The sequence below is a fragment of the Rhodococcus sp. EPR-134 genome (assembly GCF_001647205.1).
GTDB lineage: Bacteria > Actinomycetota > Actinomycetes > Mycobacteriales > Mycobacteriaceae > Rhodococcus_F > Rhodococcus_F qingshengii.
In genome coordinates this window covers 1-870 of record NZ_LVCT01000020.1, presented here as the reverse complement: position 1 = coordinate 870, position 870 = coordinate 1, and the positions used below count along the sequence as shown (strand labels likewise).

Below are 870 nucleotides of genomic sequence, written 5' to 3'. Positions count from 1 at the left end.
CTTCTTCACGGCTGCGGCAGCGCCGCTCACACCCGGCAGGTTCTGCAAGGCGTTGTCGACCTCACCGAGTTCGATGCGCCTGCCGCCGAGCTTGACCTGATCGTCTGCGCGGCCCTGGAACATCAGGCCGGTGGTTTCGAGCCGGACCAGGTCGCCGCTTCGGTAGGCGCGTTCCCACCCGAGCGAGGGCATCGACGCGTACTTCTCGGCGTCCTTCGCGGGGTCGAGGTAACGGGCGAGGCCGACGCCGCCGATCACCAGCTCGCCCACCTCACCGACCGCGACGGGATTGCTCTGGGCGTCGACGACGGCAAGGTCCCAGCCGTCGAGGGGGAGGCCGATGCTGACGGGGCTCTTGCCGTCCATCAGTGCGCCGCAGGCGACGACGGTTGCCTCGGTGGGGCCGTAAGTGTTCCAGACCTCGCGGCCCTCGACGGCCAGGCGTTCGGCCAGTTCGGGTGGGCAGGCTTCGCCGCCGAAGATCAGGAGTCGAACGGCTTCGAGGGCCTCGGCCGGCCACAGAGACGCAAGCGTCGGCACAGTGGAGACGATGCTGACGTCACGCGAGACCAGCCACGGGCCGAGGTCCATGCCGCTGCGAACCAGTGAACGAGGCGCCGGGACGAGGCAGGCGCCGTGACGCCACGCGAGCCACATCTCCTCGCAGGACGCGTCGAATGCCACGGACAGCCCCGCGAGGACGCGGTCACCAGGCCCGATGGGCTCGTCCTGGAGGAACATGCGCGCCTCGGCGTCGACGAACGCCGCGGCATTGAGGTGAGTGACCGCGACGCCTTTGGGGGTGCCGGTGGATCCTGAGGTGAAGATGATCCAGGCGTCGTCCTCGGGTTCGGGTTCGCGAACCGGTGG

Annotated in this window: 1 protein-coding gene; it reads right to left on the bottom strand. The window is 69.3% G+C overall.

Annotated features, from left to right (window positions below; genetic code table 11):
* A partial coding sequence (locus A2J01_RS00755) for an AMP-binding protein (RefSeq protein ID WP_156519131.1) occupies window positions 1-870 on the bottom strand: 870 nt, incomplete at both ends.